This window comes from Erwinia artemisiae, from assembly GCF_051400835.1.
Classification (GTDB): Bacteria; Pseudomonadota; Gammaproteobacteria; order Enterobacterales; family Enterobacteriaceae; genus Erwinia; species Erwinia aeris.
In genome coordinates this window covers 126370-148391 of sequence record NZ_JBLFFM010000007.1, presented here as the reverse complement: position 1 = coordinate 148391, position 22022 = coordinate 126370, and the positions used below count along the sequence as shown (strand labels likewise).

Genomic DNA, 22022 nt, shown 5'->3' with positions numbered 1-22022 from the left:
GTTACGAAATAAACCCCTTAATGTAGCAGCATGGATTAGTGACAGGCAGGGAGAAATGAAAAAGGAAAGGTTTTCGTAACGAATTTCCCGCGGTAATATAGCATCATGGATATAAACAACCGGCTGCAAAAGATATTAAAGAAAATGGTTTTTGTTACGAAATAAACCCCTTAATGTAGCAGCATGGATTAGTGACAGGCAGGGAGAAATGAAAAAGGAAAGGTTTTCGTAACGAATTTCCCGCGGTAATATAGCATCATGGATATAAACAACCGGCTGCAAAAGATATTAAAAAAAATGGTTTTCGTTACGAAATAAACCCCTTAATGTAGCAGCATGGATTAGTGGCAGGCAGGCAGAAATAAAAAAGCAAAAGGTTTTCGTAACGAATAGCCCGCAATAATCTGGCAGCATGTAAATAATCAAACGATCAAAAAAACTTTAAAATACATCTCAAAAAACGATGTAGGGAGCAAGCTTTCCCTGCGCCGTAATGATACAGGAGGCCAGATATAAAGCATGTTTCCTCAGGAGCCAGGCTTTTGGGCCAGTGTCGGACTCTGGCTTTACAGCCATAAAACAGAATGGGGCTATGCCGGCATCGCCGCCATGTTTTCCCTGCTGCGCAGCGCTTGTGCCCGAACCCCCTGGAGCAAGCGTGTGCTTGACGCGGTGTCGTGCAGCGCCCTGGCTTTCTTTGCGGCGCCGACGCTGCAGGTAATTGGCGCGCTGCTGAACTGGAATATGCCCGAGGCCGCCGCCCAGGTTTTTGCCGTTTATATTGGCTACGTGGGTAATGACTATATCAGCGAAAAGTTAAAGCGCTGGATCAACAAAAGAACGGGAGAGCCAGATGGAAATCAGCCCTGACGGTATCAGCTTTATCAAGCAGGAAGAAGGTGAAAAACTTACGGCCTATCGGGATAGCCGCGGCATATTAACTATCGGCGTCGGGCATACGGGCCTGGTTGCCAGTAAAACGATAGCGGACGGCATGGTCATTACGCCTGAGCAAAGTAATAAGCTGCTGCTTGCGGATATTTCGCATGTTGAGCATTTTATTAATGAAAAAGTCAGCGTCAGTCTGACGCAAAATCAGTACGATGCTTTATGTAGTCTGGTATTCAATATTGGCGTCAGCGCTTTTAATAGTTCGACGCTGTTAAAGAAATTAAATCAAGGCGATTATGAGGGCGCCGCAGAAGCCATGCTGTTATGGAAAAGGGCCGGTCAGTTATCTGACGTGCTGCTGCCACGCAGAAAAAGAGAAGCCGCTCTTTTTCTGAAAAAATAAAAACGTCCTTTTTTATTTTCTTCGCTAAAAACCGTGGCGTTTCGCTATGCCATAACCATAAAAATAACTAACCAACAACCCAAGGAAATCAAGATGATTGAAGTTAATTCATTTGCAGAGTTGCGCACCACCAAACCTTCCGCCTCTGGCGATATCGCCATGCTGAAACGTTATTACGATAAAGATTCCACCTTTCAGGGCGGCGGGCGTTTCGTCGGATTTATTGATGCGTCGATAGCAGCATCAAAGGATGATGGCGGCTCCGTGGCGGTAGCGACGGGCGGCGGCTATTACTGGAAGCGTATTATTGATAACGTCGAAGATATTAATATCTATCATTTCGGCGGCAAGCGTCTGCGCGGCGACAGTAATTTCGATGCGGACAATGGTAAAGTCAACCATGACGCCTGCATCAATATGTATAAATGGGGACAGGCTTTTTCATCGCCGATTAGCGATACCAGCAAAAATCCGATCCACGGCGTGGGTATTCGCTTCCCGGCCGGGAAATTCCTGGTAAACCCGGTCGATCTTACCGGCGAAGGCGAAATCAACTATTTCAGCCTGTACGGTGACGACTGCGAATATGGCGTGTCACCGCGCACCATTATTGTTTCCGACCAGTCCGCCGCGACGGTATTTAAAGTGAAGGCGCGCCGCACCGCTATCCGCGGCATCTTCTGGGACGGTCAGGCCACGGCGGACACCGAAACCAATACGGGCGTGATTACGCCGGAAATGGTCAGCAACACGCAGCCCTTTTTTGAAAATACCGTGATTGAAGGCGAGTTCGTCAATATTACCTGCTGCCGCATTGAGAATATCGGCGGCGCCGCTTTCAAATTGCTCGATACGCTGGATACGCGTCTGGATCAGATTTACAGCAACACCACCTATGCGCGAGTGTTTGATATCCAGTGGTCGGATTCTGTTATTGGCGTCTGGGATCACTCGACGGCGGTCGAGCTGTCGAACTGTAATTTCCAGAAAGGATACAGCGACGCCACGCTTTATATGCCGCGCGTCACCCAGGGACTGATCCGCAACGTCTGGATTGAACACACGCGTTTCCCCGGCGATTTGAGCAACGGCCAGTGGATTATCGACGCGCTGAGCATCGAGTCTTCTGAAAATCCGCTGAAGCTGAACTACACCAGGGCCACGATGCGCGCCCTCAGCCTTCAGTCCGGCGCCAAAGTCGACCTGAGCAGATCCGGTACGCCGTGGCTGTCAGGCTTTGAATACGGCTGGCGTCGCGATGAAAACTACGGTTCGGAGATGACCGGTTCCCTGAAGGCCGGCTGGTATTCCGGCTACCGCGTCAGCAACACGACGGATGAGGATAAATGGTTCCGCGTCGGCAAATTCTTTTTCCCTCATGCCAACCAGCACTGGCATCTGGAAATGCACGGCAAAACGCTAAGGGATACCGTTACGCAGCCTGCCGATGCGCCGCTGCTGACCAACGTCTGCGGTAAGGCCTACCTGAACCTTTATCGCGGCGCCAGCTCCGTTGGCGGCAACCTGCATTATGAAGGGGATTCGGGCGTGGTTGACTGCATTGTCAGAACCAGCGACAGCAAAGGCCTGTACGGCGAAGTCTGGATCAAGCTCAAGGCGCAGTGCGGCGACGTGATGGTCAATCTGAAAACCACCGGCCCGTCGCGCTTTGAAGCGGGAGAGTGCTCGCTGTTCAGCGCCGACTTCTCAGAAGTCACCGATCTGGATACCACTAAACGCGTCACGCTCTCTACGGTGATGAATTTTCATAACGGCACTGCCGGTTATGGCTTTGACGGCAGCCTGGCGACGCTGACGACGGCAGTAGCGGAAGCGCCGGCGGCGACCGCAACGCCTGCAGGCTATATCACCGTTAAAATTAACGGCGTAAACCGCAAGCTGGCCTATTTCTGATAAATAAAAGGAGAGGACGGATGAAATGAATGAACGCTAAATGGCTAATCTTTATTTTTCTGTCGGTTGTTATGTTGGCCGCAGTAAAAACCGCGCTTTTTTATCATTCCCACTATGTGGATACCCGTAATCAGCTTCGGCAGCAGCAGGAGCAGGTTAATACGCTACAGCAACGGCTTAACGCCGCGGCCGCTATGGATAAAAAATATGTTTCGCAACTGCAACAGGCCAGGGAAAACGCTGGCCAGCTTGAGCATGATGTTGCTGCTGGCCAGCGCAGGCTGCAGCTCGCCGCCAGCTGCCACAGCGCCTCCACGGCCCGCGCCGTCGGCGTGGCTGATGCAGCCGGCCCCCGACTTACTGACGCCGCTCAACGGTATTATTTCACTCTCAGAGAAAGAATAGCGACGGCCCGCATTCAGATAGCGGGATTACAGGATTATATTCGCCAGCAGTGTCAGCCTTAATAAGCGTTATATCCCGACGGATGAAATCTTTTCATCCGCTTTTCTGCTGCCTGCAATTTGCTTTTCATTGCAATAACTAACAGGAGGTGTGCTGGTGACGAATACCAGTAAAACAGCCGGCTGGCTGACGCCGCTTAATGACGAACCAGCCAGGGACGCCGCGCTGGAAGAACAACTCAGCACGTGGATCCAGGGGCTTACCGGCCTGGCTGCCGATCGGGTGGCGGTTGACGACGGCGCGTCGCCGCCTGCATGGCTGCCGACCGGCGAAAGCGGCTGCGCTTTTATGGTGATGAAAATCGCCGCCGAAGGTACGCCCGTGTTGACTAACCAACAGGAGGACAATGTCCAGCTGTGGCGGGATGAACGGATGGAATGCCGACTGCATTTCTATGGCCCTTCCGCCCAGCTTTATGCCGCTCGTTTTCGCGACGGAAATACGCTGACGCAAAACCTTGCCGCTTTAAAACAGCTTTCGCTTGGCGTGAGAGATTACAGCGATATCACCACCGTATTGGAAACGGTTAATAACGTTCAGACCCGCCGTTATGAATTAACGGTCAATGTTGTTCGTAAAATATTCCGTCTCTACGGAATTTACTCACTGGTGGAAACACCCGTTCAATTTTTTGGAGAATAAAATATGCCTCAAGGATTGCCTTTATCCGGCATCGTGAATGTTGACGTCCTGATGTCACCCGTTGCCGCTTCCGGTCGTAACTTTGGCTCAATGCTGATTATGGGAAGCGCCACGGTGATCCCCCTGACGGAACGCCTGCGTCTTTATACCGCCGCCGCCGATATCGGGGCCGACTTTGGCCTGGATTCCCCGGAATATCAGGCGGCAGCCGTCTGGTTTGCGCAGTCGCCGCAGCCGCAGCAGCTTTATATCGGCCGCTGGGCTAAAACGCTCGCCGCGGACGAAGAGGGTAAGACAGAAACGCTGGTCGAAGCCGTCAACGCCGCGCTGGAATATGCTAACTGGTACGGCCTGGCCGTGGCCACCGCCGCAGACGACGTTATCAGCGACGAAGATGTACTCGGCGTGGCGGCGGCTATCGAATCAGCCGGTCAAAGCCGTGTCTTTGCCGTTACCACCGGCAGCGCAGCGGTGCTGGATGCAACTTCCACCACGGACGTCGCCGCCCGGCTGAAAGCGGCAGGCTATGCGCGCACCTTTGTGCAGTATTCCACCCGCAGCCGCTTTGCCGCGATTTCCGCGTTCGCCCGTGCCTTTACCGTTAATTTCAACGGCAGCAACACCACGCTGACGCTGAAATTTAAGCAGGAGCCGGGCATCGCTTATGAAACCCTGAACGCCAGGCAGGCCGCCGCGCTGGAAAGCAAAAGGGCCAACGTCTATGTCCTTTTCGCCAACGACAGCGCCATTCTGCAACAGGGCGTCATGGCTAACGGCGACTTCTTTGATGAGCGCCACGGGCTGGACTGGCTGCAAAACTTCGTGCAGACCAACCTGTATAACCTGCTCTACACCTCTGCCAGCAAAATTCCGCAGACCGAAGCGGGCATTACCCGGCTGATGGGCAATGTGGAAGCATCTATGGATCAGGCCGTGACCAACGGGCTGATCGCGCCGGGCGTCTGGAACGGCGGCGAGATTGGCCAGCTGGCTGCCGGCGACATGCTCACCAAAGGCTATTACGTCTATGCCCAGCCGCTGGCGCTGCAGTCGCAGGCCGATCGCGAAGCGCGTAAAGCGCCGCTGATGCAGGTTGCCTGCAAACTGGCCGGTGCCGTGCACTACGCCGATGTCCAAATTAACGTTGTTCGCTAAGGAAAAAAATATGTCTGCCTATTCATTTATGGATGTTACCGCCTCTTTTATTGGCCCGGGCGCGGTATTTGATTTGGGAAGCGGTTCCGGCAGCTCGGAAGAGGGCATTACCGTTTCCATGAAGGAAAATAAAAACAGCATGAAGCTGGGGATTGACGGCGAAGGGATGAATACCCTGCTGCCGGGCACGTCCGGCCAGATTACGGTTAACCTGCTGGAAACCTCGCCGGTGAATAAAAAGCTTTCGCTGGCCTATAACGCGCAGAGCGCAAGCTCTGCCAGCTGGGGGAAAAATATTATCGTGATCCGCAACAGCGCCTCGGGTGAAGTCATCACCGCGCGCGGCGTGGCCTTCCAGAAGCTGCCCGATCGTAAATTCGCCAAAGAGGGCGGCACCACCGCCTGGATCTTCGACTGCATCAAAATCGATGTGGTGATGGGGGAATATTAATCGATGGAATTCACACTCAACGAAACCACGTTCCGTATCGCTAAGCTGGACGTTTTTCAACAGCTTAAAGTCTCGCGAAAGCTGCTGCCGCTGCTGGCCGGGCTGCTCTCCGACATTAACACGGTGAAATCGGCGGCGGCGCAGGGCGACTATTTCCAGGTGCTGGAAAAAGCTCTGCCCGCTATTGCGCACTCTCTGGCCGACATGAGCGAGGAAGACACCAATGCGATTTTGCATCCCTGCCTGGCAGTAGTCTCGCGCCAGCAGGCAAAAAGCTGGGTGCCGATCTTCTCTCAGGGCGTGCTGATGTTCGATGACCTCGATCTGATCACCATGCTGAAGCTGGTGCTGCGGGTAGTGGAGGATTCGCTGGGCAGTTTTTTGCCCGAACTCCCCGTCAGCAGGAGCGAGGTCCCGGCAGCGGGCTGACACTGGAAACGCTTCCTGACGGGGAAGATTTTCTGATGCGCCCGGTGGATGCCGGGCTTATCAGCTACACCGCGCTCAAGGATGGCTCAGTGGATCTGGCGGATATTGCCCGCCTGAACGACTGGCTGGATCTGAAAGCGGATAATCAACACCGCATTGAGCAATGGAAACAGGCCAATGAACGCTGAAAATACAAAAAATTTTCTGATGGTGCTGGATACACAGCTGACGGCGGAGGCCGCCAGCTGGCAAAAAGTCAGGCAGTTTGTTGAGGCGCCGGGCTGGCAAAACAACGAACAGGCGGCAAAGGCGCTCGATCTGCAAAAGATCAAACAGACGGTAGAGCAGGCGGGTAAAGCGCTGGTGGAGTACATCAACCGCTTCGCCAGCCGTCTGGAGCAGCTTGGCGTCCGTGCGCAGAATGCCGGTACGCCAGCGGGCGATCTCAACGCGCTGGAATACGGCGCGGCCCAGACCGGCCTCAGCAACGATGCCATAGCGAAAGCTTTCCAGACCCTCATTAATAAGCCGGGCGCGGAAGCGCGCCTGAATAAGCTGGGCGTGGCAACGCGCGACGCCAGCGGCCAGAAAAAAACGGACAGCGAACTCTTCAGCGAGGCCAGCAGCAGGCTTGGCGCTATGCCGGAAGAGCAGGCGCTGGCGACCGCCAATAGTCTGGGACTTGCGCCCGATATCCTGGCCGCCATGCAAAGAGGGCTGGGGAAATTTATCGGCGACTATAACCAGCTTTCCGACTCTCTCGGCGTCAATATGACGCAGGCCGTCTCCGGCGCCGACCACTTTATGACGGCCAGGCGCAAGTTTGATGAGGTTGTCGAACTGCTGCAAACCAACAGCAGCAGCCGGCTGAACAACGGACTTGGGGAGATCTTCGATAACTTTACGAAGAAGCTGACCGACAACGCGCCTGACGTCGAGCGCGTGCTTGATGGCGCGGTAAGCCTGCTGCTGCTGCTTGCTGAAGTGGGGGAAAGGGTCATGCTGCGTCTGATCCAGGCGGTGGCCGATTTAAGCGGCTGGTGGGACTCGCTGGATAGCAGTTCGCAGGAGCTGATCGTCACGCTTGGCGTAATGACGGCGGCCTGGCTGGCGCTGAACAGCGCTTTTTTACTCTCGCCCATAGGAATAGTCGTGGCGCTGGTAGCGCTGCTTTTCACGCTTTACGACAGCTATAAAACCTGGCAGGAGGGCGGAAAAACCCTGATTGACTGGGACCAGTGGGCGCCAGGCATCAACGCGGCCAAAAAGGCGCTGGACTGGCTGCTGGAGAAATTCGGCCAGCTTACGGCGGGCACGCTTGACTGGAAGGGCGGGCTACAGGCTATTACCGATTTTGTGACGGGTAACTGGTCGGCGGGCATGACCGCCGCCGTGGATAAGGTGAAGAACTATTTCGATAACTTCTTTACCGATATCACTAATAAGCTGGCCAACAGTCCCATCTGGCGCTTTGTGAAAAAAATGGCCGGAGAGACACAGGCCGCCGTGTCGGACATCTCATTGCCAGGTTTGGCGGATCCAAACAGCCCGTTGAACCCGCAGCAGGCCCGGATGCTGGCGAACGTGATGACGTGGTCTGCCAATGACAATCTGACAGGCGCGCTGCCTTTCAGCATGGGCGGCCGTTTACCCTGGCAAAGTGAAATAGCGCAGAGCCGAACGGACAGCACCGTGGGCATCCAGCAGGAAACCAATATTTATGTGCAGGGTGGCGAGCCACACCTGACGGCCCAGAGAGTGGCGGAAAGCCAGTTCGATGTGAACTCGCAATTCGTCCAGACCGTAAGGAATATGCCGGTATGATAAAAGGTTTCCCCACGCTATTAATGCAAAGCAAACGTAAAATCGGTTTGCTTATTCCCAATGTGGTAATGAAAGAGAGCCACACCGACAAACTGAACGTCACCACGCATCCTGTCGAAGCGGGCGCCACCATCGCCGATCATGCTTATCTCTCGCCTGCGGAGCTGACTATGGAGGTAGGCTTTTCCGGCGGCGGTTCGCTGGTGGACTTTATGGATACAACACAATTCGGTATCCAGGCATCGTTAAGCCCGGCAGAAAGCTACCAGAATTTGCGGGAGCTGATGACCAGCAGGCAGCCGCTGACCGTGGTGACCGGCAAGCGGCTGTACAACAATATGCTGATTACCTCGATTTCCGTGACAACGGATGCCTCTACGGAGCACGTGCTGTTCGCCTCGTTAAGCCTGACCGAGCTGATGATTACGCAGACGCGAACGCTCAGCAGCGCGGAAAAGGAGAATATGGCGCAGGGCGCGAAGACCTCTGCCGTGCAGAATAACGGTAAGAAAGTCGCCAGGCCCGGCCCGGCGAATGTGGTTCTCACGAGGGGGAGCAGCTGATGACTATTACCGAAATTCCGCTGACGCCCGATAATCAGCTGTTCGATATTTCCATCAATAATAGCGATTATAAAATGCGCATTATCTGGCGGGAGAGCGGCTGGTTTCTCGATCTGCAAAACAGCGACGGCGGGGATATTATCGCGGGCATTCCGCTGGTGACCGGCGCCGACCTGGTGGCGCAGTATGCTTATCTGCAGCTGGGCTTTGGCCTGTGGCTGTTTTCCGACAGCAGCGGCAATACCGCGCCGGGTCAGTACGATCTCGGTTACACCGCGCATCTTTGCATTATCACGGAGGCGGCATGAGCGTTAACTGGATGCGCTACTGTGAGCTGCTGCTGGAAGATGCCAGTAAAGCGTCGATTATCCTGGGCGATTTAAAGGTCGATTTCAAAATTGTTACTCATGTGCAAAGCAAGGGCAGCACTGCGGAGATTAAAATTTATAACCTGAGTGCGGAAACCCGCAACGCGATCGTGAGCGGCAAATATAAAAAGCTGCGCCTTATCGCGGGCTATACGGGAGTCCTGCCGGATAAGAACGAAGAGGAGCCGGTTATACCTGACTATATGGTGGGAAAAGCGATCGAAAACCCGCCGGTTAAATCAGGAGGCCCAAATTACGGCGAAATCTTTAGCGGCGAAATCCGCTATGCGTTTATTGATAAGATCGGATCCAAAGAATCTACGCAGGCTAGTCCGGAAAGCGTATTGAAAATTCAGGCTATCGATGGTCATCAGGCCGCAATGGAGGCAACGGTCAACACTACCGTCGCCGCAGGTTACGATGCCAGCGCCATCCACAGGTTAACCCTGCGCAGCTTTAATCCTTACGGCGTGACCGCTGGCGCCACCGGCACCATGCCGCCCACGCGTTTCCCCAGAGGGCGGGTACTCTATCAGACGGCCAGCCAGGTGATGGATAACGTTGCCGCGCAGTGCCGCGCGACCTGGCAGTTTGTCGACGGCAAACTGCAAATGGTGCCGGAAGAAAGCTATCTCGAACGCATTGTGGTGCTGAACAGCCAGACCGGCATGATCGGCGCGCCCGAACTGACCACGGAAGGGGTCAACATCAAATGCCTGATCGACCCAACGCTTCGTCTGCATGGTCTGGTGCATATCAATCAGGCTGCGCTTAACAGCATGCGTAATGCCATGGAATCGGTCAACCGCGCGGCCGCCGAAGAAAGAGAGGCGGCGGCAAAAGGGAACAAAGCGCAGCCGCAGGCGGCGCCCCAGGGCGAGCAAAAGAACGCGCAGCCGCCTGCCGATATCGCGGCCGACGGCGTCTATATCGTTAAAGGTATCACTTACGAAGGTGATACCCGTGATAAGAATTGGTATATGACACTGACCTGCATCGTGCGGGATAAACAGACCGCCCTTAAGGCGCCCGCTGCGCCGCACTAATTCAACCATCCGCCTGAGGCGGTTTTTTTTTGGAGTTTTTATGCCCGTTTCTATCCAGTCAGTGATTGGCGGGGAAGCTCAGGCGTATCGGGCTTTAGCGGACATGGTGTCCACAACGCTACGCGTAGCCTTACCCGGCATTATTCAATCCTTCGATCCCGACACTGTAACCTGCGTGGTGCAGCCGGCCATTAAGGGCAGCGTGCGCAATGCCAGCGGCCAGCCGGTTTCTCAGGCGCTGCCTTTGCTGGTCGACGTTCCCGTGATTTTTCCCCGCGGCGGCGGCTGTACCATCACCTTTCCCGTTAAAAAGGGCGATGAATGCCTGGTGATCTTCAGCGATCGCTGCATCGACTTCTGGTGGCAAAACGGCGACGTGCAGGAACCGGTCGATCCGCGTCAGCACGATCTGTCCGACGCTTTCGCGCTGGTCGGGCCGCAGTCCCAGAAGGAAAAAATCAGCGCTATCAGCACGGAGGCTTTGCAAATCCGTACGGATGAAGGCCAGGCCTTTATCGAGCTGAAACAGAGCGGTGAGGTCAATATCACCACTACGCGGCTAACGCTTAACGGCAATCTGCACGTCAATGGCGATATTACCTCGACCGGCGATCAGACCGCTGGCGGCATCAGCCAGATCGATCACGTTCATGGCGGCATCCAGAGCGGCAGCAGCTACACAAGGGGGCCGCAATGAGATATCGCAGAGAAGAGCAGGACGGCGATTACGCCTTTGGCAAAGGGGACAGCGCTTTCCTGGTTAACTCGCCGGCGTGCGTGGCACAGGCGATTAAAACGCGGCTGCAATTATGGTATGGGCAATGGTTTCTGGATACCACGGAAGGCACGCCCTGGCTGCAATCGCTGACCGGCAAGCAGCACAGCGCGACGGCGGAAATGGTTCTGCGCCAGCGCATCCTTGCCACCCAGGACGTTAAGTCCATTCTCTCTTTCAATACCACGTTCGACTCTTCATCCCGCCGGGCAATTTTCACGGTAACCGTGGAAACGCTGTACGGCACGACGACAGTAACAAGCGAGGCATAATGGCTCTTAAGACAGACAGGCTGGGGTTATCGGCAACGATAACGGCCCAGGGGATCGGCGCGCCTGATTACCAGACAATCCTCAGCGCGCTGACCGACTATTTCCGACAAATTTATGGCACCGACGCCTATCTGGAACCGGACAGCAAAGACGGCCAGATGATAGCGATTATGGCGCTGGCTATCCACGATGCCAATAACATGGCGATAACCTGTTACAACTCGTTTTCGCCGTCCACCGCGGTGGGCGACGCGCTGACGCGCAATGTAAAAATCAACGGTATCGTGCGTAAACCCGCGACCAACTCAACGGTGGATTTACAGCTGAGCGGCACGCCGGGCACCACCATTGTTAACGGCTCGGTCAGGGACAGTAATAACGTTATCTGGAACCTGCCCGCAAGCGTAACGATTGCCACCACGGGATTGGTCACCGTGACGGCCACCTGCGCGGAAACCGGGCCGATAGCGGCGGTAAGTGGTTCCGTTAACCAAATCAACACGCCGACGCGCGGCTGGCAGACGGTGACCAACCTGAACGCGGCGGCCACGGGAAGCGTTGCCGAAACGGATGCGGAACTGCGGCTGCGCCAGGCGCAAAGCGTTTCATTGACGGCGCTGACCACTTTTGACGCGCTGGACGGCGCAATTTCAAATATCGCAGGCGTCGTTGGACATAAGCTTTACCAGAACGACAGCGATGATAAGGATGCGAATGGGCTGCCCGGCCATACTATTTCGGCAGTGGTGCAGGGTGGTGACGCAAATACGATCGCCGACGTTATTCGCAAAAAGAAATCGCTGGGCGTAGGCACGTTTGGCAATACCACGATAACGCTTGCCGACAGCTATGGCACGCCGCAGGCGATCCGCTTTTCGCGGCCGGTGCCGGTGCCGGTTTATCTGTCGCTGGAGCTGAAAGCGTTGACGGGCTACACCAGCCCCATCGCGGAGAAAATTAAAAAGGCGCTGGCGGCCTATATCAATAATCTGGGGATCGGCAACAGCGTTCTGCTCAGCCGTCTTTATTCGCCCGCTAACCTGACGACAGGGCAGGACAGTACGGACAGCCAGTACTACGACATCCTGACCCTGCTGGCAGGAAAAAGCGAAGCCGCGCTTTCCTCAGGCAATATCGCTATCGGCTATAACGAATTTGCCAGCTGCGAGGCGGATAATATTACGATATCGGTGACCGCATGAACTATACCGATCTGATCACCAACTACCATCGCGGAAAAGCGAAATACGTCGAGCATATTGATTTAACCACGCGGCCGCAAAAAGAAATTATCGATCTCTTTAGCGAAATCGTAACGGCGTTAGATTTAGACAATGCTACCGGCGCGCAGCTTGATATTTTAGGCGAGTGGATCGGGCGAGCCAGAAGTATTAACGCACCGATTGAAGATTACTTTTTTACCTTTGATAAGGCCTCGCTGGGCTTCGACCTTGGCAGCTGGAAAGACAGGTATGAACCCGATTCGGGCATTATCAAAGTAGATGATGAGGATTATCGCACGATGCTGCGCGCTAAAATCGGCGCCAATAAGTGGGACGGCACGGCTGACACGTTGCCCGCAATTCTGCAAGAAATCTATACGAAGCAGGATATCAATATCACCTTTACCGATAATCAGGATATGACCGTAACGGTATATGTGACGGCAAAAAACCTGTCGACCATTACCAAAGAAATTATTAAGCAGGGCTATCTGGCGATCAAGCCCGCTGGCGTCACGGTAAATTATGAAATTAATGGAGAATAACGATGGCAAAAAATGACTTTAAACCTTTTGCTACGGGCGAAAGCGCAAACGTGCTGTCACAGGCGGATTACGAAGCGCTGGATGCTACGGCAAACGGCTTTCAAACCGGCATCGCCAGAAGCGAACAGCTGAATAAGGTCTGGCGACAGGCCTCAACGATTGCTTCCGTCGTAGCCAGCTTTATGGCAGATAAATCCGGTAATGATGTGCTGGACGATGGCGACACAGCGGCATTACAGGCCACACTGTTAAAAGCCTTGTTAAATAATGCAACTGCTCAGCTGGATGGCCGGTATTTGCAGACCGGCAAAAACCTTGCGGATGTAAATAACGTAGCGCAGGCGCGCGGCAATCTTGGTTTGGGTAGCCTGGCGTTAAAAAACGGGCTTAGCGCGGCAGAAGTAGGGGCGTTTCCTGTTACCGGTGGTGAGATAAAAGGCGAAGTTTGGTCGAACTCAGTAGATAATTATCGGATTATTGCTAATAACAAGGGCGTTTTTTGGCGATTTGATGGTGAAAATTATTATCTGATGTTAACAAAAGATGGCGATCCCCGAGGCGGATGGAATAATTTAAGGCCGCTTGCTGTTAATTACGCCTCTGGCGATCTACGTACAGAGCGTAATTTTTCAGCAAACGGTAGGATTTCATCTGCTCAGGACATATTGTCTATGAGCAGTGTCTATGCCGGAAACGGCGCCTCGCAGCTGGCATCGGATGGTAATGTTTATGGATCTCGATGGGGAGGGTGGCTATATGATTGGGCAAGCGGTCAGCTTAATTCAAGGGTGTCTTCATTCAGACTTGCTGGCTGGGGCAGTGCAACTAATAACAATAATGATAATACGTTTGCAAATGCCCCTGATGGTACGGTAGTGGTAGGCGTGCAACAGAAAACAAACTATACCGCTGTAAACTACCGTTACCCGCAAATTTTAATCAATGGAAATTGGTATAATGTAGGAGTTGCCTGATGTTACACTTGAAGAATTTTATTAAATACTTTCCCGTTCAGAATGAAAACAATAGCGATATTTTTCATTTCATCAATGTAAATAATGTTTCGATTGTTTTTTATCAGGATGAAACTGGTCGGGACTGGTATGACAGTTTGTCTTCTTTTGAAAAGGATACGATCAAAATAGCTTACGATAAAAAAGGTGTGGTCAGGGACTTTAACCAGGATGCTTCGGCAATAGTTCCTGATGATTTAAGCGTTATTGAGATGAATAGCACCGAGCTTCCCAAAGGTTTTGACAGGCTTGGTAATTGGATGGTTGATAATGGAAGCATTATATCTTCTCCGGTAGATTATGTGGAAAAAGCAACTATTCAAAAGGCAGACTTTCTCAGAGAGGCAAATGAGAATATTGAGATTATTCGGGACGCTGAATCACTTGGTATTGTAACCGATGCTGAAGAAAAGATGCTCGCTAAGTGGAAGGCGTTTCGGGTTCTGGTGAGTAGAATCGATGTTAACGTTGCGCAAGATATTATATGGCCTACAGCTCCAAATCGCTAAAGACGATCATGTGATTTAAAATTAATTTGTTGGGTATTTTTTTATTAAGTGCATTCGGCTGGAGTGGCAAATTGTATTTATATAATGCGCTATATTACAATTTTTGATGTAGTTAAAAATATATTTATAGAAATAACCATTTGTTTTTAAATTATAATAGTGAATATCATTCTAAAATAATTTCAAGGGCCTTGTAATTCTGAGGATATCCTGGGAATATATTTTTTAAAGGTACATGGCACACTAGGGTAGTGGTCTGCTCACTACCCCAAGTGTGATTTTATAGTTAATTTTTTTTCTTAATAGAAATAAACGGCCTGACAAAAGCCAGCCACAAACTTTTCTTGATCTTTAACATTACAGGGCGTGAATTCCTTATTCTTCGCCATATTATTTTTTTCTCCTTCCTTACCAATTCTGAGCTTCTGTCCCCAATGGTTGTTACTTTTTCCAACGGTTCATAGGTATTTATCAATGATGGCACTACCCCGTGAAGATCAATTAACCCAAACTCTTGAAACGTTGTCCATTGATCTGCGACGCACCAGACTGGAAAGAGGTTGGCCAGCATCTTTTTTGCCGCCGGTTTATTGATCACATAGCCGTGCGAGAAGGCTGCATTAAGTACTTTATGAACATGATGCGTATTATCTGTAGAATAAAGCTGCTTGTTCTGATATTGGTTAATATCAGAAAGCAGAGTGACGGTACTATGCCTGTCACTGTTATTTTTAGCGATACTCTCCAAATGTTTCCCAATATCGGCGGGAACGGTGACATCATCTTCCAGAATTAAGGCTAGATCATAGTCAGAGTCCACCAGCTGCTTATAAGCCTTCAAATGGCTCATTGCGCAGCCCACTTCCCCTTTAGTGATGGCGTAGCTCACCTCTCTTTTATAGAAGAAGAACTCGTCATCGGCTATTTTCGAACCGTCGACAGCTTTAATAGTAAAAAATTCTTTACCTATAGCAGCCAGCTGTCTCTGCATAGATTGTAACCTGTCTGTAGAGACAGGCAAATTGATCACGAAAATGGCTATATTACTCATCTTTTATCCGCTATTACTTTTTTATTGCTGTTGAGGCTGGCCAACAAAATCAGTGTGCTGAGCAGTACTATATACTCTATAGAGGTCAACAGCACATCTGTCATGCCATACAGCAACGCAGAGATTGCCATAATCGAGACAGGGTTACTAAAGATACCTGCTGTACCATTATCAAAAATCAATTTTATAAAAAAGAATAAAAGGATAAGGAAGCCAAAAACGCCAAATAGCGAGGTGTACTGTAGGAATTCATTGTGCAAGTGAACATCAATATATTCCAGCGCAAATGAATCAGGATGGTTTGTGGTGATCCAGTTGCGTATTATAGTGTTTCTGGTGACCTGGGTTTGACCCAGCGGATTTTCCTGAATAGCCACAAGGCCCGATTGCCACAGGGTAAAACGAGATCCCAGGGATGTGTGGTCATCACCCTGACTGAATCGTGTTATTTCCTGCTGAGTGGTATCAACGCGTGAATAGATGATGCTCTTACCAAAGGTAGCGATGGCCGCAAAAGCTATAACGATGGCTATCACCGGTAAAGGTTTGATGAGTTTACCGCGCCAGAGCGCACTAATCATAATCGCCACTGACAGAAGCGTATGGATAAACATGGCAGAACGGGTTTCAGTCAGTAGAATGATATATATAGAGAGCAGGCAGGTAAGGATGATGGCGGTAAACCTGACGGATAGCGAATTTATTTGATTAAGCATGGTCATCATAGCCAACGCCAGCGCGCTATAAGCATAGGCGGTAAGCGTAGCGCGGTTTATACCAAGAACGATCCTGTCGACGCCGTTTATATGCTGCCAGATGCCGTAAACGCTGGAAAGGATAAAGGCAAAAGATAACGAAACCCACGTTAATTTATAAAGTAGCGTCTTACTGATCAGCTCTTTTTTTACGCCCCACAGGGTAAACAAAGCGATAAGCGTAGCTAAAAACCAGCGTTTAGCCGGGGTGAATAAGAGGCCGTTATCCACGCCGGGAATTTTGTTATACGATGCGAACAGTGACCATACTGTAAACATGATTGCCAATAGCAGGCCGGGAAGGATTATTTTGGAATTAAAAAGCGTTGAGCGGATATCTTTAAAGTTCAGTAAAATGCCAGCGGCGCAAAGATAGCTACAAAGATAGAATGAAACTCTGCTGGCCTTTTCATGAACAAATCCGAAAGGCAGTATCAATAAGAGTAATGCCAGAGAACCAAAAAATATTACCCTGGTGACTTGCTCATTTCTTGTGTATTTCCGGGAGGAAGGTAATTCGCTCATTTAGAATAGAGTCCTTGGCACAAGGGAGGTTAAACCGTTACGAATGAACGTTAACTGAATAAATACCTGATAACATTTGCTGGGGATACTGCCGCCATTTCCTTTATGGATAATCATTGCGCCTGCCTTCAGGGGAGTAATTTTAGTACTGCCAACTGAGAAAATTAGCCTTCGTTTATAACTGATCTATAAAGAAAAATCAAAACAGCCCGCTTAAAGTTAAGTGCGGGGTCTTACCTATCTGTTTGAAAAACAAGATAAATTCCATTGTTGCGCCTTTGAACTATCCAGACAGCACTATCTTGCTTTACCGCTGGCGCGAGCCTCAAACCAGCTTCTTCACCAGCGCCTCGCTGTGGCGGATATGGCTGGAAGCGCGTTCGGGATCGTGCTGCACCAGCGCCATAAACAGCAGGTCGGTCAGCGTCAGCTGGGCGGAGGTCGAAGAGATTGCCGCGCTGCTGGTGGTTTGCTCTTCGGCCACCGTATAAAGGCAATGCGTGGCGCACTGTTGCAGCGTGTTCGGCGTAAAGCCGGTGAAGGCCAGCACGCTGGCCCCGGCACGCCGCGCTTCCTGAGCGGCAAGGTTGATTTCGCGGCGTTCGCCGGTATAGGAAATTGCCAGCAGCACATCGCCCGGATTTAACGCCTGCACGCTGGCCAATAGCGCATGCATATCCTGCTCGGCCACGGCGTGAATACCAATCTTCATCAGCTTCCACGAAAAATCTTTCGCCACCAGCCCCGACGCGCCGATACCTACCAGCACAATGCGATTCGCTTCCTTTAACAGCTGCAACGTTTCCGTTAGCTTTTCCTCGCTGTTGATATCCAGCGTGGCGCGGATAGCGGACTGTTTTTCCGCCAGCAGCTTCTCGCCCACGACTTTTAACGGATCGTCGCTTAAGATCAGGTTATGCACGGTAATAGCGTCTTTTTTCGCCAGCGATTCGCTCAGCGCCAGCTTCAGTGCCGGAAATCCCTTGTAGCCCAGCTTCTGCGCAAACTTCACCACGCTGGACTGGCTGACGCCCGCTTCTTCCGCCAGCTTTTGCGAACTGAGATGCCGCGCCTTATCCGGCTGCGACAGTAAAAAGTCAGCGAGGCGTCGCTCGTTCAGCGCCAGCGTGGGATAGAGTTGGCGAATACGTAATAGTGAGCTCATCGGCTCCTCCTTAAAACGGTCTGAACACGCTTCAGCACGTCAGCTACCCTTATAAAAGGCGGCCAGCTTAGTAAAAAAGACCCTTCGGAAAACGGTTATGAATATAATATTCAGCAATTAAGCCGAATACAGAATTAAAAATTCATTTGTGAGGATAGCATGGATCTTGGCGCACTGATTTCAGAAACACGTAATGCAGACACGATGGACCTCGACAGTCTCTCCACGCTGGAGATGGTGACGAAATTTAACGATCAGGACGCCACCGTTGCAGCAGCGGTGCGCAGGACGCTGCCGCAGGTGGCGCAGGCGGTAGACGCGGCAGCCGCTTCGTTACAGGAAGGCGGCAGGCTTATCTATATGGGCGCGGGTACCAGCGGGCGGCTCGGCGTGCTGGACGCTTCCGAATGTCCACCGACCTTCGGCGTGCCGCATGGGCTGGTGGTAGGGGTAATCGCGGGCGGGCCAGGCGCGCTGCTGAAAGCGGTCGAAGGCGCCGAGGATGATGAACAGCTGGGCGTCAGCGATTTGCAGGCGCTGAAGCTGACGCCGCAGGATATGGTGGTCGGCCTGGCTGCTTCCGGACGCACGCCTTATGTCATTGGTGCATTGCGTTTCGCCCGCCAGTCCGGCTGCCGCACCGCAGCAATCTCCTGTAACCCGGACTCGCCCATCGCGCATGAAGCGGCCATCGCCATTTCGCCGGTCGTGGGGCCAGAGGCGCTCACCGGATCGACGCGGCTAAAATCGGGAACGGCGCAGAAGCTGGTGCTGAATATGATCTCCACCGGCGCGATGGTGAAAATCGGCAAGGTCTATCAGAACCTGATGGTGGATATGCAGGCGACCAACGTCAAACTGGTCGATCGCGCCTGCCGGATGGTTTGCCAGGCGACGGGCTGCGAGCGGGAAGAGGCGGAACGGGCGCTTCGGCAAACGGCATATGAAGTAAAAACCGCTATCCTGATGGTGTTGAGCGGCGTTGACGCAACAAAAGCCGCTACGCTGCTTGCCGAACACGGCGGCTTCTTACGCGCGGCATTACAGGCGAGTATGCGCTGAAGCGGATTTACCCGCACCGCGCGCAGTTTTGACATTGCTGTCTCAGCGTCCACTATTATTAACAGCGTTATGACGGCGCGAAACGCGTCTGGTTTGTGGGTTTTCCCCGAGGAGAAAGGTTTGATAACTGGTCAGGAACGACGTGTGGTATTTTTCGATCTCGACGGCACGCTGCATCAGCAGGATATGTTCGGCACTTTTATGCGCTATTTGCTATGGCGTCAGCCGCTCAACCTGTTGCTGGTGGCGCCTTTGCTGCCCGTGATCGGCGCCGGCCTGCTTCTCAAGGGGCGCGCTTCGCGCTGGCCGATGAGTCTGCTGCTGTGGGCGATTACGTTTGGCCACAGCGAAAAGAAGCTGCTGGTGCGCGAAAAAGCCTTTGCGCAGTGGTTTCGGCAACGGGTCACCGCTTTCCCGGTGGTGCAGCAGCGGCTGACCGACTACCTGAACAGCGCTGACGCTGACGTCTGGCTGATTACCGGCTCGCCGCAGTCGCTGGTGGATCTGGTCTATTTTGACTCCGCTTTTCTGCCGAAGGTAAAAACGATCGCCAGCCAGATGTCACGCGGCTACGGTGGACGAGTGCTGACAATGCGCTGCCTGGGACATGAAAAGGTGGCGCAGCTGGAAAAACGTATCGGCACGCCTTTACAGCTTTACAGTGGCTACAGCGACAGCAAGCAGGATAACCCGCTGCTTTTCTTCTGCCAGCATCGCTGGCGGGTGACGCCGCAGGGCGAACTGCAACAGCTGGAGTAAACGGGTATACTGCCCCGCGATTTTTTGCTGGAGGCTCAGGTGAGCGATACCCAAATTGATGAAAAATGGATGCGCCATGCTTTAACGCTGGCGCGCCGTGCCTGGGAAGAAGGCGAAGTGCCCGTCGGCGCCGTGCTGGTGCAGGGCGATACCGTTATCGGCGAAGGCTGGAACCGGCCTATCGGCTATCACGATCCGACCGCACATGCGGAGATTATGGCGCTGCGGCAGGGCGGCAAGGTGCTGGAAAACTACCGGCTACTGGATACCACGCTCTACGTAACGCTGGAGCCGTGCGTGATGTGTGCGGGCGCGATGGTGCACGGCAGAGTGGGGCGGCTGGTGTTTGGCGCGCGGGATGAGAAAACCGGCGCGGCGGGGTCGTTGCTGGATATCTTAGGCCATGCGGGCATGAATCATCAGGTCAGCGTGGAGCAGGGCGTGCTGGCGGCAGAGTGCGCGGCTATGCTAAGCGATTTCTTCCGCCATCGTCGGGCGGAGAAAAAGGCGCTGCGCGACAGGCTGCGCGCGGAGCTGCTGAAAGGAGAATAAACAAGGGCGCTGGATAACAGCGCCCTTTTACAGAAAAGAGCAGAGAACGTGGCCTGGCTTAAAGACGCATAAAATGTCGCCCGTGCCGCGCTCAGGGTGTTTTTACTTCCCCGCCGTTCGCCGCGCCCACATTCAGTTCATCGCCACCTGCGGCTCCACGGCCGGATAGCCTTTACCCAGCTGCGCTTCCATTGCCGCCTGCTGCGCCAGCTTCCTTTCCTGATCCTGTAAATAGCCCACCAGGCTCAGCTGGTAAATGCGGATGTTCTCCACATAGTTGTAGGCTTCCTGGCCGCGCGCGTAGCCGTAGGTGGTCTGGCTGTAATAGCGTTTCTGGCTCAGCATCGGCAGCCGCTGCTTGACGTCGGCCCAGCTGTCCGGATTGCCTTTTTGCTTTTCGGTCAGCCTGCGCGCGTCCAGCATATGCGCGTAGCCCATGTTATACGCCGCCAGCGCGAACCAGATGCGCTCATCTTCCGGGATGGTCGGCGGCACCTTCTCCATCATTTTCACCAGATACGCGCTGCCGCCGCGAATGCTCTGTTCCGGATCGGTTCTGTCGCTGACGTTGACGCTGTCCGCCGTATTGCGGGTCAGCATCATCATACCGCGCACGCCGGTAGGCGAGGTGGCCTGCGGGTTCCAGTGCGACTCCTGCCAGGAAATAGCCGCCAGCAGCCGCCAGTCGATCTCGCTGGCGTATTTTTGAAACAGCGGGCGGATAGCAGGCAGCATACTGTCGATGGCGCGTAGAAAAGTGCGGGTATCGACATAGTCGAAGGTGCCGACGTGGCCCAGATACTTCTCGTCCAGCCGCGCCATCGCGCCTTCTTCCGCCATCTGGTTAAAGTAGTCCAGCATTGCCGCATACAGGCTGTCATCTTCGTCGCGCGCCATATACCAGGTCACCGGCTCTTCATCCGTGATATCGAAAGCCACCGCCAGCTGCGGATGGATCCGCTGTAGCAGCGCGATCGACACCGAATCGCCCACCGTATAGTCGAGCTTGCCGTCCGCCACCGCTTCCAGCAGGGCATTCGGGCTCTGATCGGTAGAGATGGCCCAGTCCAGATCGGGATACTGATTTTGCCGGATATCGCGCAGCGTCGAAGCGAACGCGGAATCGGACGCAACCGTCAGGCGGCCCTTCAGCGCGCCCAGATTCGGCGGACGCGGCTTGCCCATCCGGTAAACCAGCTGCTGGGAAACGGAATAGTAGGTCGGGCCGGTGCGAAAGCGCGACAGGCGATCGCTGTTGTAGATTAGCCCCGCCGCCAGCACGTCTGCTTTATCCTCTTCCAGGTCGTCAAACAGCTCGCTGAGGTTTTGACGCACCGTGATTTGCAGCTTTACGCCCAGATAATCGGCAAAGCGTTTCGCCAACTCGTAATCCATACCGGCCGGTGCTTTATTCACTGTGTAGTAAGTCAGGGGCGAATTGAGCGTGCTGACGCGCAACACTCCCCGTGCTTTTATCTGTTCCGTTCGGTCCAGCCCGCTGCTGTGCCACGGGATCGACGGCCACAGCGCAAGCGCGAGCAGTACCGTCACCAGCCCGATGAACAGATAATTAATTTTCAGGCGTTTCAAATGGTTATCTCTCGATTTCTCTCAGGATTCTGTCTGTAACGGCAGTATTTGTGGTCTTTAATGGTCCCTGAGCGT

At 53.1% G+C, this 22022-nt stretch carries 26 protein-coding genes; 22 read left to right on the top strand and 4 right to left on the bottom strand.

Annotated elements, in window-relative coordinates:
• Positions 1-519 precede the first annotated feature (519 nt).
• The 19 genes from ACMGEE_RS16175 (at position 520) to ACMGEE_RS16085 (ending at position 14488) form a co-directional block, all read left to right on the top strand.
• Complete coding sequence (locus ACMGEE_RS16175) at positions 520-870, top strand: phage holin, lambda family (RefSeq protein ID WP_125289483.1); 351 nt, start codon at positions 520-522, stop codon at positions 868-870.
• Positions 854-1294: a lysozyme gene (locus tag ACMGEE_RS16170; RefSeq protein WP_369895837.1), complete on the top strand. Its 441-nt coding sequence runs from the start codon at positions 854-856 to the stop codon at positions 1292-1294. Before ACMGEE_RS16175 ends, ACMGEE_RS16170 begins: the two co-directional genes overlap by 17 nt.
• A 93-nt stretch (positions 1295-1387) precedes the next feature.
• Complete coding sequence (locus tag ACMGEE_RS16165) at positions 1388-3208, top strand: putative phage tail protein (protein ID WP_301252076.1); 1821 nt, start codon at positions 1388-1390, stop codon at positions 3206-3208.
• A 29-nt stretch (positions 3209-3237) separates the two neighbouring features.
• Positions 3238-3675: a lysis protein gene (locus tag ACMGEE_RS16160; protein ID WP_436830343.1), complete on the top strand. Its 438-nt coding sequence runs from the start codon at positions 3238-3240 to the stop codon at positions 3673-3675.
• Between the two features lie 94 nt (positions 3676-3769).
• Complete coding sequence (locus ACMGEE_RS16155; RefSeq protein ID WP_436830342.1) at positions 3770-4315, top strand: phage neck terminator protein; 546 nt, start codon at positions 3770-3772, stop codon at positions 4313-4315.
• Positions 4316-4318: 3 nt separating this feature from the next.
• Complete coding sequence (locus tag ACMGEE_RS16150; RefSeq protein WP_253459219.1) at positions 4319-5470, top strand: DUF3383 family protein; 1152 nt, start codon at positions 4319-4321, stop codon at positions 5468-5470.
• Positions 5471-5480: 10 nt separating this feature from the next.
• Positions 5481-5921, top strand: coding sequence for a phage structural protein (locus ACMGEE_RS16145; protein WP_125289487.1), 441 nt, complete (start codon positions 5481-5483; stop codon positions 5919-5921).
• Positions 5922-5924: 3 nt separating this feature from the next.
• Positions 5925-6350 carry a phage tail assembly chaperone gene (locus tag ACMGEE_RS16140; protein ID WP_125289488.1) on the top strand — a complete coding sequence of 142 codons (426 nt, stop codon included), beginning with the start codon at positions 5925-5927 and terminating at the stop codon, positions 6348-6350.
• 35 nt (positions 6351-6385) lie between these two features.
• Positions 6386-6538, top strand: coding sequence for a DUF6889 family protein (locus ACMGEE_RS16135; RefSeq protein WP_125289489.1), 153 nt, complete (start codon positions 6386-6388; stop codon positions 6536-6538).
• Positions 6528-8174 carry a phage tail tape measure protein gene (locus ACMGEE_RS16130; protein WP_436830341.1) on the top strand — a complete coding sequence of 549 codons (1647 nt, stop codon included), beginning with the start codon at positions 6528-6530 and terminating at the stop codon, positions 8172-8174. Before ACMGEE_RS16135 ends, ACMGEE_RS16130 begins: the two co-directional genes overlap by 11 nt.
• A complete protein-coding gene (locus ACMGEE_RS16125) occupies positions 8171-8737 on the top strand; it encodes a phage baseplate protein (RefSeq protein ID WP_436830340.1) in 567 nt (188 codons plus the stop codon). The genes ACMGEE_RS16130 and ACMGEE_RS16125 overlap by 4 nt, the downstream gene beginning before the upstream one ends.
• Positions 8737-9045 carry a phage baseplate plug family protein gene (locus tag ACMGEE_RS16120; RefSeq protein ID WP_253459228.1) on the top strand — a complete coding sequence of 103 codons (309 nt, stop codon included), beginning with the start codon at positions 8737-8739 and terminating at the stop codon, positions 9043-9045. Before ACMGEE_RS16125 ends, ACMGEE_RS16120 begins: the two co-directional genes overlap by 1 nt.
• Positions 9042-10151 carry a hypothetical protein gene (locus tag ACMGEE_RS16115; RefSeq protein WP_370734384.1) on the top strand — a complete coding sequence of 370 codons (1110 nt, stop codon included), beginning with the start codon at positions 9042-9044 and terminating at the stop codon, positions 10149-10151. Before ACMGEE_RS16120 ends, ACMGEE_RS16115 begins: the two co-directional genes overlap by 4 nt.
• A gap of 40 nt (positions 10152-10191) precedes the next feature.
• Positions 10192-10848, top strand: a complete 657-nt coding sequence (locus ACMGEE_RS16110; protein WP_369895829.1) for a Gp138 family membrane-puncturing spike protein — start codon at positions 10192-10194, stop codon at positions 10846-10848.
• A complete protein-coding gene (locus tag ACMGEE_RS16105) occupies positions 10845-11198 on the top strand; it encodes a contractile injection system sheath initiator (RefSeq protein WP_436830339.1) in 354 nt (117 codons plus the stop codon). Before ACMGEE_RS16110 ends, ACMGEE_RS16105 begins: the two co-directional genes overlap by 4 nt.
• Positions 11198-12400 (top strand): baseplate J/gp47 family protein, encoded by a 1203-nt coding sequence (locus tag ACMGEE_RS16100; protein ID WP_436830338.1) that lies wholly within the window; start codon positions 11198-11200, stop codon positions 12398-12400. The genes ACMGEE_RS16105 and ACMGEE_RS16100 overlap by 1 nt, the downstream gene beginning before the upstream one ends.
• Positions 12397-12966 (top strand): baseplate wedge 1 family protein, encoded by a 570-nt coding sequence (locus tag ACMGEE_RS16095; protein ID WP_301730827.1) that lies wholly within the window; start codon positions 12397-12399, stop codon positions 12964-12966. Before ACMGEE_RS16100 ends, ACMGEE_RS16095 begins: the two co-directional genes overlap by 4 nt.
• 2 nt (positions 12967-12968) lie before the next feature.
• Positions 12969-13940 carry a phage tail fiber protein gene (locus tag ACMGEE_RS16090; protein WP_370734381.1) on the top strand — a complete coding sequence of 324 codons (972 nt, stop codon included), beginning with the start codon at positions 12969-12971 and terminating at the stop codon, positions 13938-13940.
• Positions 13940-14488, top strand: coding sequence for a tail fiber assembly protein (locus ACMGEE_RS16085; protein ID WP_301252060.1), 549 nt, complete (start codon positions 13940-13942; stop codon positions 14486-14488). Before ACMGEE_RS16090 ends, ACMGEE_RS16085 begins: the two co-directional genes overlap by 1 nt.
• Positions 14489-14774: 286 nt before the next feature.
• Here ACMGEE_RS16085 and ACMGEE_RS16080 read toward each other — a convergent pair whose 3' ends face one another.
• The 3 genes from ACMGEE_RS16080 to ACMGEE_RS16070 all read right to left on the bottom strand — a co-directional run bounded on the left by ACMGEE_RS16080 (position 14775) and on the right by ACMGEE_RS16070 (position 17984).
• Positions 14775-15539, bottom strand: a complete 765-nt coding sequence (locus ACMGEE_RS16080) for a glycosyltransferase family 25 protein (RefSeq protein WP_301252059.1) — start codon at positions 15537-15539, stop codon at positions 14775-14777.
• The gene (locus ACMGEE_RS16075) at positions 15536-16819 is read right to left on the bottom strand and encodes an O-antigen ligase family protein (RefSeq protein ID WP_436830337.1); all 1284 of its coding nucleotides are present in this window, start codon (positions 16817-16819) and stop codon (positions 15536-15538) included. Before ACMGEE_RS16075 ends, ACMGEE_RS16080 begins: the two co-directional genes overlap by 4 nt.
• A 325-nt stretch (positions 16820-17144) precedes the next feature.
• On the bottom strand, positions 17145-17984 hold the full coding sequence (locus tag ACMGEE_RS16070) for a MurR/RpiR family transcriptional regulator (protein ID WP_301252053.1): 840 nt from the start codon (positions 17982-17984) through the stop codon (positions 17145-17147).
• 159 nt (positions 17985-18143) lie between these two features.
• On the opposite strand from ACMGEE_RS16070, the gene murQ reads away from it, so the two are divergent.
• The 3 genes from murQ to tadA all read left to right on the top strand — a co-directional run bounded on the left by murQ (position 18144) and on the right by tadA (position 20357).
• Entirely contained in the window at positions 18144-19046 is a 903-nt protein-coding gene (murQ, locus tag ACMGEE_RS16065; protein ID WP_301730821.1) for an N-acetylmuramic acid 6-phosphate etherase, read from the top strand.
• Positions 19047-19166: 120 nt separating this feature from the next.
• The gene (gene yfhb / locus ACMGEE_RS16060) at positions 19167-19805 is read left to right on the top strand and encodes a phosphatidylglycerophosphatase C (RefSeq protein ID WP_253459257.1); all 639 of its coding nucleotides are present in this window, start codon (positions 19167-19169) and stop codon (positions 19803-19805) included.
• 39 nt (positions 19806-19844) lie between these two features.
• Positions 19845-20357 (top strand): tRNA adenosine(34) deaminase TadA, encoded by a 513-nt coding sequence (tadA, locus tag ACMGEE_RS16055; RefSeq protein ID WP_301252051.1) that lies wholly within the window; start codon positions 19845-19847, stop codon positions 20355-20357.
• Between the two features lie 132 nt (positions 20358-20489).
• On the opposite strand, the gene mltF is transcribed toward tadA, so the two are convergent.
• On the bottom strand, positions 20490-21947 hold the full coding sequence (mltF, locus tag ACMGEE_RS16050) for a membrane-bound lytic murein transglycosylase MltF (protein ID WP_253459260.1): 1458 nt from the start codon (positions 21945-21947) through the stop codon (positions 20490-20492).
• Positions 21948-22022 lie beyond the last annotated feature (75 nt).

Bases quoted from the DNA above. Each gene is read 5' to 3' on its own strand.
- ACMGEE_RS16175 (WP_125289483.1), top strand. From the start codon at position 520: ATGTTTCCTCAGGAGCCAGGCTTTTGGGCCAGTGTCGGACTCTGGCTT.
- ACMGEE_RS16170 (WP_369895837.1), top strand. From the start codon at position 854: ATGGAAATCAGCCCTGACGGTATCAGCTTTATCAAGCAGGAAGAAGGT.
- ACMGEE_RS16165 (WP_301252076.1), top strand. From the start codon at position 1,388: ATGATTGAAGTTAATTCATTTGCAGAGTTGCGCACCACCAAACCTTCC.
- ACMGEE_RS16160 (WP_436830343.1), top strand. From the start codon at position 3,238: ATGAACGCTAAATGGCTAATCTTTATTTTTCTGTCGGTTGTTATGTTG.
- ACMGEE_RS16150 (WP_253459219.1), top strand. From the start codon at position 4,319: ATGCCTCAAGGATTGCCTTTATCCGGCATCGTGAATGTTGACGTCCTG.
- ACMGEE_RS16145 (WP_125289487.1), top strand. From the start codon at position 5,481: ATGTCTGCCTATTCATTTATGGATGTTACCGCCTCTTTTATTGGCCCG.
- ACMGEE_RS16140 (WP_125289488.1), top strand. From the start codon at position 5,925: ATGGAATTCACACTCAACGAAACCACGTTCCGTATCGCTAAGCTGGAC.
- ACMGEE_RS16135 (WP_125289489.1), top strand. From the start codon at position 6,386: ATGCGCCCGGTGGATGCCGGGCTTATCAGCTACACCGCGCTCAAGGAT.
- ACMGEE_RS16130 (WP_436830341.1), top strand. From the start codon at position 6,528: ATGAACGCTGAAAATACAAAAAATTTTCTGATGGTGCTGGATACACAG.
- ACMGEE_RS16125 (WP_436830340.1), top strand. From the start codon at position 8,171: ATGATAAAAGGTTTCCCCACGCTATTAATGCAAAGCAAACGTAAAATC.
- ACMGEE_RS16120 (WP_253459228.1), top strand. From the start codon at position 8,737: ATGACTATTACCGAAATTCCGCTGACGCCCGATAATCAGCTGTTCGAT.
- ACMGEE_RS16115 (WP_370734384.1), top strand. From the start codon at position 9,042: ATGAGCGTTAACTGGATGCGCTACTGTGAGCTGCTGCTGGAAGATGCC.
- ACMGEE_RS16110 (WP_369895829.1), top strand. From the start codon at position 10,192: ATGCCCGTTTCTATCCAGTCAGTGATTGGCGGGGAAGCTCAGGCGTAT.
- ACMGEE_RS16105 (WP_436830339.1), top strand. From the start codon at position 10,845: ATGAGATATCGCAGAGAAGAGCAGGACGGCGATTACGCCTTTGGCAAA.
- ACMGEE_RS16100 (WP_436830338.1), top strand. From the start codon at position 11,198: ATGGCTCTTAAGACAGACAGGCTGGGGTTATCGGCAACGATAACGGCC.
- ACMGEE_RS16095 (WP_301730827.1), top strand. From the start codon at position 12,397: ATGAACTATACCGATCTGATCACCAACTACCATCGCGGAAAAGCGAAA.
- ACMGEE_RS16090 (WP_370734381.1), top strand. From the start codon at position 12,969: ATGGCAAAAAATGACTTTAAACCTTTTGCTACGGGCGAAAGCGCAAAC.
- ACMGEE_RS16085 (WP_301252060.1), top strand. From the start codon at position 13,940: ATGTTACACTTGAAGAATTTTATTAAATACTTTCCCGTTCAGAATGAA.
- ACMGEE_RS16080 (WP_301252059.1), bottom strand. From the start codon at position 15,539: ATGAGTAATATAGCCATTTTCGTGATCAATTTGCCTGTCTCTACAGAC.
- ACMGEE_RS16075 (WP_436830337.1), bottom strand. From the start codon at position 16,819: ATGAGCGAATTACCTTCCTCCCGGAAATACACAAGAAATGAGCAAGTC.
- ACMGEE_RS16070 (WP_301252053.1), bottom strand. From the start codon at position 17,984: ATGAGCTCACTATTACGTATTCGCCAACTCTATCCCACGCTGGCGCTG.
- murQ (WP_301730821.1), top strand. From the start codon at position 18,144: ATGGATCTTGGCGCACTGATTTCAGAAACACGTAATGCAGACACGATG.